We start from the raw sequence: 6919 nt of genomic DNA, 5'->3' as shown, positions 1-6919 counted from the left end.
CGCTGATGCTGAAAGATCTTCAGGAAAGTATCATTTTTATGCAGTTTATTTCAGCTTACAGGTTATTTGTCGCATGCATTTGGATATTTGGGCAAAAGAGACTGACGACATAAACAGCACTTCCAGACTGGATTCTGTGATTTTTGACTTTATTGCGGCCCATCTCCGGTTTTTACTTTCAAGTCCGACAGCCTCCTAGTTTTGTACTGTACTTTTATATATAGGGCTCTTGTTGACGTTATATGCATCCACTGTCGTAAATCTGATGATGTTGTCAGAAATGGGAAAGCAAGATCAGGGCTACAAAGATTTCTCTGCTGCTGTTGCAATAGAACCTTTTGAGGTGCGATGGTACTTATGAAGATTGAATCTGACTTTATTTGACAACAGACTAGAGAGGCACAGAAGCAACCAAACGCGTGACTTTTCAGCTTTGAGAGTGAGTCAATATAATCGCTACCAATATAACTCACCTTTTCATGGTATTAGAGAAGGCAATGCATTCCACAGATACACCCAAACGGCCATACAGCTAACGGATGTCGAGAAGCATTCGAACTATTAGGCTTGCTGATATGATAAGACATGGAAATCAAAAAGAAGAGGATAGAGGAAAAAAATCATTGCAAGTAATAGACTAAGACTAATGATGAAAACTGCCAACGAAAAAGCAAAAACTCCGCTGAGCGCGGAGTTTTCTATATCAACCGTTGTCTGAGGAAGCAGCCTTGGGCTGTTCTGCATTCTCATAGATCAACAACGGTTCAGAGTCGCCATTAATCACGGAAGCATCAATAACCACTTTAGAGATACTTTCGTCAGAAGGAATCTCGTACATGGATTCCAACAACACTGACTCAAGAATAGAACGAAGACCACGAGCTCCGGTTTTTCGCTCCATTGCTTTTTTAGCAACCGCTTGTAAAGCGTCCTGACGGAAATCCACCTCTACGTCTTCCATATCGAACAGCTTGCTGTACTGTTTGGTCAACGCGTTCTTGGGTTCAATCAGAATACGCACCAGCGCTTCTTCGTCCAGTTCTTCCAACGTGGCAATAACCGGTAGACGACCGACAAATTCTGGAATCAGACCGAATTTCACCAGATCTTCTGGCTCCACTTCTTTGAAAGTTTCACCCAGATCTTTTTTGTCATCTTTACTGGTGACTTCTGCAGAGAAACCAATACCGGACTTCTCGGTACGCCCTTTAATCACTTTATCCAGACCGGCGAAAGCACCGCCACAGATAAAGAGAATATTGGATGTGTCCACCTGCAGGAATTCCTGCTGAGGATGCTTTCTGCCACCCTGAGGAGGAACAGAAGCCACTGTGCCTTCAATCAATTTCAGCAGCGCTTGCTGAACACCTTCACCGGATACATCGCGGGTGATGGAGGGATTGTCGGACTTGCGGGAAATCTTGTCGATCTCATCAATGTAAACAATACCCATCTGGGCTTTTTCTACATCGTAATCGCATTTCTGCAGCAGTTTCTGAATGATGTTTTCAACATCTTCGCCCACGTAACCGGCTTCGGTCAGTGTAGTGGCGTCAGCAATAGTGAACGGTACGTTCAGCATTCTTGCCAATGTTTCTGCCAGCAGAGTTTTACCACTACCGGTTGGTCCGATCAGCAGAATGTTACTTTTACCCAGCTCAACGTCGTCTTTATTCTTATCGCCCTTTGCTTCACCAAAGCGCAACCGCTTGTAATGGTTATAAACGGCGACAGAAAGGACTTTCTTGGCTCTTGGCTGGCCAATAACGTATTCGTCAAGGGTATCCTTGATCTCACGTGGGATAGGCAGCTTATCGGAGGATTCTTCGCTGCCACCCTCCTGAATTTCTTCACGGATGATGTCGTTGCACAGGTCAACACATTCATCACAGATAAATACGGACGGGCCGGCAATCAGCTTGCGAACTTCATGCTGACTCTTTCCGCAGAAAGAGCAGTACAGCAGCTTGCTATCTTCGCCCTTACCGCTTGTTTCGTCGGTCATTCGATTACCCTGTTATACGGACAATGCCTGCCCTGCACTTAAATTCTGGAAATTAGCCCTATTTACCAATCCAAACAAATTTCATGGTGTCATATAGGTAAGATGCAGGCATCGGGGCATGTTTTCAAGTGCCTGACCACTGAGAACCTAAAATTCACAGTTTGATCCGGCCCAATGCCTGACTTTGCACGATTGTCCTGCACGATCACTGTGCAAAATAGACCAACCCTGAAAGCCAAACTCGCTAAGTAGTGTTCAACGACTTCGTGCAAAAATCAACCTGAAAGGAGTAACCGGTAAAGAAAATATGTATTTTCAATACCAGTTACGGAAGAAAAGCCAGAAGTTTACTTCTTGCCTTTACTGCCCGCAGAGCGGTCACTCATCACCTGATCGATCAGGCCATATTTCACCGCTTCTTCACCATTCATGAAATTATCACGATCCGTATCACGCTCAATGATATCCATAGGCTGACCGGTATGATGAGCCAGCACCTGGTTCAACTTGTGACGGATGCTCAAGATTTCTTTGGCGTGGATTTCGATATCAGACGCTTGCCCCTGGAAGCCACCCAACGGCTGATGAATCATCACCCGGGAGTGTGGCAGACAGTAACGCTTACCTGCAGCACCACCCGCCAGCAACAACGCACCCATGCTGGCCGCCTGCCCCATACACATGGTAGAAACATCTGGCTTGATAAACTGCATGGTGTCGTAAATTGACATACCCGCAGTCACAGAGCCGCCTGGAGAGTTGATGTACAGATGAATATCTTTATCCGGGTTTTCAGATTCCAAGAAAAGAAGCTGGGCAACCACCAGATTCGCCATGTGATCTTCAACCTGGCCTACCAGGAAAATTACTCGCTCCTTTAACAGGCGGGAGTAGATATCGTAAGATCGCTCACCTCTGGCCGATTGCTCAACGACAATAGGCACCAGCCCAGAGTTGGTAATTGCCACGGCGTATGGGTCATTCAGATTGGACATATCCTGTCTTCACTCCTTGCCTGAGTCGTAAAAAGAATCGAAGAAAAAACGGCCATTTCAATCATTGAAACAGCCGCTTGCATACCAGATTAAAACGACCAGAGCAGATAAAACCTTAGCTTTTAGCGACTTTGCCTTATAAAGACATCATCTGATAACAACACAGTCTTATCCGCTCAAATCAGAAGTCGCCTTACTCAGCGGCTTCTTCTGTTTCTTCAGCAGCTTCTTCAACACGCTCTGCTGGCTTGATCGCTTCCTGGTAGCTGCAGGACTTCTCGGAAACCTGAGCTGCGTCAAGAATAGTATCTACCACCTGCTCTTCCAGAACAACATACTTGATCTGAGAAAGCTGTTCGTCGTTGCTGTAATACCAGTCGATAACCTGCTGTGGTTCCTGGTAAGCGGAAGCCATTTCTTCAATCATGGCACGAACACGCTCGCCGTCCACTTTTACTTCACGCTGCTTAACCACTTCACCAATCAGCAGGCCGAGAGCAACGCGCTTCCTGGCATCGCTTTCGAACAGTTCAGCAGGTAGTTGTTTAGGATCGAAACCACTCTGAGCACCGCCAAATTGCTGAACAGCCTGTTCGCGCATGCGGTCAATTTCCTGAGCGGCCAGGGCGGAAGGCACTTCTACTTCGTGAGTATTCAGCAGACCGTCCATTACCTGATTTTTCACTTTGCTCTTGATGGCCTGACGCAGTTCGCGCTCCATGTTCTTGGAAACTTCAGTACGGAAGCCTTCCAGACCACCTTCGCTTACGCCAAAACGGGCAAAGAATTCATCGTTCATTTCTGGCAGAGCCGGACCTTCAACCTTGTGTACCTTGCAGGCAAACTCAACAGCCTGACCAGCCAGTTCTTCTGCTTGATAATCTTCAGGGAACGTCACAGACAGTACTGTTTCTTCGCCGGCAGAAACGCCGACCAGACCGTCTTCAAAACCTGGAATCATACGGCCGGAACCCAGTTCCAGAGTAGCGTTCTCAGCACTGCCACCTTCGAAGGCTTCGCCATCTTTAGTACCAACGTAATCAAACGTCAGACGGTCGCCTTGCTCAGCAGCGCGTTCAACCACTTCAAAGGTGTTGCTCTGCTTGCGCAGGGTTTCGATCATTTCGTCGATGTCGGATTCCTGAACTTCAGCAACCGGACGCTCTACGATAATGTCTTTGAATTCGTTCAGAGCGATTTCTGGATACACTTCGAAAGTAGCAACGAAAGTAAAACCTTCATCGTTATCAGATTTCGCTTCTACAGAAGGTGCGCCCGCTGGATTCAGCTTCTGTTCTGTGATGGCTTCGATGAAAGAGGATTGCATCATTTCACCAAGCACTTCTTGTCTGGCGCCTTCGCCGTAACGACGCTTAACCACTTTCATTGGGACTTTACCTGGACGGAAGCCGTCCAGACGCACGCGGCGGGAAAGGTCCTGCAGACGCTTGTTCACTTCGTTGTTGATGTCTTCAACAGCAACAGTGATGGTCAGCTTACGCTCAATACCGGTGGTTTCTTCAAGAGAGAATTGCATTTTTGTTCCTCAACACCAAACCTGTGTAGCAAAGGGTCAAAAGGCGCATAGGCTAGCAAAGATGACCGATAATGCACAGGCACTTTTCAGGCATCACTTACTACACAGATTGCAGAAAGGTCAGGAATTATTATTCATTCCGGCTCCCTGCAGAATGTGCACTACTCTCACTTTTCTCCAGCAAAAACCGTCAGATTGAAAGGCTGTTAATGATAAGCAACGTTTAGAAGCTGTTCATAATCTTTCTGCGAGCTGCAAACGATAATAAACAGTTTCTTAGACCCCTGACACAGCAGCCCTGGCCCAGCTTTCTACCCATCAATCTGTCACGTTTCTCCGAAGCCAAGGACTAGTAGGTCCATACGCCCCCATCAGGGCAGTTTCTTTGGATGAAACATACAAAAACGGGGATAAGCATGCTTATCCCCGTTAATGATTGGTGCGGATGGAGAGACTCGAACTCTCACGCCTTTCGGCACTGGTACCTAAAACCAGCGTGTCTACCAATTCCACCACATCCGCTCACAATGCTTCCATAGCGCACGCGAAACACTGTAATTTTCTAGCTTCCATCTCTTACAGTTACATAGAGAGATAAAAGTGTAATTTGGGGTGGACGAAGGGGATCGAACCCTCGACCGCCGGAATCACAATCCGGAGCTCTACCAACTGAGCTACGCCCACCACTGCAAACGAAGTGCAGACTATTCAAATTCTTTCAAAGAATCAAGAGCTGATTATCAAACTCTTTATAGCCTGCCAAAATGGCGCGCCCGGCAGGATTCGAACCTGCGACCATCCGCTTAGAAGGCGGATGCTCTATCCGACTGAGCTACGGGCGCTTAACCGTTAAATTGGTCGGGGTAGAGAGATTCGAACTCCCGACATCCTGCTCCCAAAGCAGGCGCGCTACCAGACTGCGCTATACCCCGTTATCTTTACGAAACCCCTGCTAAACACTAAGAAATGTTCGCTGGACAACGGCGACGAATACTACTCACAAGCGGATAGTTCGTCAATTCCCTTGTCAAAATTTAAGAGTTAACCAACCAACAGATTAGTGTTATCAGGTTATCAATCTGGTTGTCGGAATGCCAACGCGATTTTCAAGGGTAAAAGGAATGCCATAAAGCGGCAGTCACTGATAAACTTACGTGCTCTACGATTTTAATGATAACGAATACCAATTTCGCGCTTTCTAACAACCATCCTATGCGTGGTTAGTTAGGTAGAAGCATGATCAGGAAGTTCGATTGGTATGATGTCAGAGACAGGCCCCAGCATCTATGACAGCAAGAATTATTGATGGCAAAGCCATCGCCCTGCAATTAACCGATTCCATTGCCGAAAAGGTTAGCCGACGCACCCAGCAAGGGCTTCGTCCACCCGGACTTGCTGTTATTTTGATTGGAGATGATCCTGCTTCAAAAATTTATGTTGGTAAAAAGCGTCAAGACTGTGAACAAGTGGGTTTCAAATCCATTTCTCACGACTTGCCCGCCAGCACCGGCGAAAAACATTTACTGGATCTGATCGATGCACTGAATAATGATTCAGAGATTGATGGCATTCTTGTCCAGCTGCCTTTACCTGAACATATTAATAGCGAGCTGGTCATAGAACGCATCCGCCCGGATAAAGATGTTGATGGTTTTCATCCATACAACATTGGTCGCTTGGTTCAACGCATCCCTCTTCTTCGTCCCTGCACGCCAAAAGGAGTAATGACCCTACTCGAAAGCACCGACGAAGCTATCCGCGGTAAAAATGCGGTGATCGTCGGCGCCTCCAATATTGTTGGCCGCCCGATGACCATGGAACTATTGCTGGCAGGCTGCACCACCACCACAGCTCACCGATTCACTGACAACCTGGCGGCCGAAGTGGCCCGGGGCGACATTCTGGTCGTTGGTGCAGGTAAACCCGGCTTAGTGAAAGGTGAGTGGGTAAAGAAAGGCGCTGTTGTTATTGATATTGGCATCAATCGTATGGACGACGGCCGACTGGTGGGTGATATTGAGTTTGAAACTGCCAAGGAAAGAGCCTCCTGGATCACACCAGTACCGGGCGGTGTTGGTCCAATGACCGTCGCCACACTGCTGGAAAACACTCTGTACGCCGCCGAACATTTGCATGATTAGTAACCTTGTCTGAGTTGATAAACTGGTCAACTCAGACCACTTAGGAATAGTCCCTGAATAACTTCCCGATTTCAGCAGGTACAGGGCATGGCGACATAGTTCCATTTTGGCAAGAATTTATCGAACTGAATGGCCATGTTCTTTTTGAAGTCAGTGGCATATTTACGCCCGGTTTCGAACACTTTGTCGATAATTCTTACAACCACTTTCAGCCCTTTGGTCGTTTCTGTTTTTTCTATGT

General features: G+C 47.1%; 6 protein-coding genes and 4 tRNA genes. 2 read left to right on the top strand and 8 right to left on the bottom strand.

The genetic code is table 11. The annotated features are described in order from the left end of the window. Positions 1-201: 201 nt before the first annotated feature. Positions 202-342: a transposase-like zinc-binding domain-containing protein gene (locus tag AKL11_RS26725; protein ID WP_157673686.1), complete on the top strand. Its 141-nt coding sequence runs from the start codon at positions 202-204 to the stop codon at positions 340-342. Positions 343-703: 361 nt separating this feature from the next. Here the strand turns inward: AKL11_RS26725 and clpX are convergent, their stop codons facing one another. The 7 genes from clpX to AKL11_RS20170 form a co-directional block, all read right to left on the bottom strand. Beyond that, positions 704-2005, bottom strand: coding sequence for an ATP-dependent Clp protease ATP-binding subunit ClpX (gene clpX, locus AKL11_RS20200; protein ID WP_067521219.1), 1302 nt, complete (start codon positions 2003-2005; stop codon positions 704-706). Between the two features lie 347 nt (positions 2006-2352). Continuing rightward, complete coding sequence (clpP, locus tag AKL11_RS20195; RefSeq protein ID WP_067521216.1) at positions 2353-3000, bottom strand: ATP-dependent Clp endopeptidase proteolytic subunit ClpP; 648 nt, start codon at positions 2998-3000, stop codon at positions 2353-2355. A gap of 193 nt (positions 3001-3193) precedes the next feature. Next, positions 3194-4537, bottom strand: a complete 1344-nt coding sequence (tig, locus tag AKL11_RS20190) for a trigger factor (RefSeq protein WP_067521212.1) — start codon at positions 4535-4537, stop codon at positions 3194-3196. Between the two features lie 437 nt (positions 4538-4974). After that, positions 4975-5059, bottom strand: a tRNA-Leu gene (locus tag AKL11_RS20185). An 86-nt stretch (positions 5060-5145) separates the two neighbouring features. Beyond that, positions 5146-5221, bottom strand: a tRNA-His gene (locus AKL11_RS20180). An 81-nt stretch (positions 5222-5302) separates the two neighbouring features. After that, positions 5303-5379, bottom strand: a tRNA-Arg gene (locus AKL11_RS20175). A 13-nt stretch (positions 5380-5392) separates the two neighbouring features. Continuing rightward, positions 5393-5469: transfer RNA gene (locus AKL11_RS20170), tRNA-Pro, on the bottom strand. Positions 5470-5823: 354 nt separating this feature from the next. Between AKL11_RS20170 and folD the strand changes: the two genes are divergently transcribed. Then, the gene (folD, locus tag AKL11_RS20165; RefSeq protein ID WP_067521209.1) at positions 5824-6678 is read left to right on the top strand and encodes a bifunctional methylenetetrahydrofolate dehydrogenase/methenyltetrahydrofolate cyclohydrolase FolD; all 855 of its coding nucleotides are present in this window, start codon (positions 5824-5826) and stop codon (positions 6676-6678) included. Positions 6679-6749: 71 nt separating this feature from the next. Here folD and AKL11_RS26720 read toward each other — a convergent pair whose 3' ends face one another. Continuing rightward, a complete protein-coding gene (locus AKL11_RS26720) occupies positions 6750-6917 on the bottom strand; it encodes an ISAzo13-like element transposase-related protein (protein WP_366556870.1) in 168 nt (55 codons plus the stop codon). Between the last annotated feature and the right edge of the window lie 2 nt (positions 6918-6919).

The organism is Endozoicomonas ascidiicola, from assembly GCF_001646945.1.
Taxonomy (GTDB): Bacteria; Pseudomonadota; Gammaproteobacteria; order Pseudomonadales; family Endozoicomonadaceae; genus Endozoicomonas; species Endozoicomonas ascidiicola.
This window is presented reverse-complemented; position numbering and strand designations above follow the sequence as displayed.